The following is a 243-nucleotide window of genomic DNA, read 5'->3' on the forward strand; positions in this document are numbered from 1 at the left end:
GCGAGCAGCCTACGAAACTCGCGCCAGGCCGCTCGCTTGAGTCGCTGCTGCCGAAAAGCCAGACCGCTGCCGTGAACCTCGCCCTGCGCGAGCATCCGGCCATCGCCTCGGCCCTGCATAGCGCCGACGCCGCCGAATTGCAGATCAAGGTGGCGGAGGGCGCGCTGTTGCCGCAGGTTGGCCTGTCCGCCAACGTTTCGCGATCATTCGACAACAATGTGCGCGGCGACGCGCTCTCCTCAG

The 243-nt window shown here is 67.1% G+C and carries 1 protein-coding gene; it reads left to right on the forward strand.

Translation table 11 applies throughout. From position 1 onward, the window contains the following. A partial coding sequence (locus AC4FS3_RS29405) for a TolC family protein (RefSeq protein ID WP_491023481.1) occupies positions 1–243 on the forward strand: 243 nt, incomplete at both ends.

This window comes from Pseudogemmobacter sp. TB195, assembly GCF_058313095.1.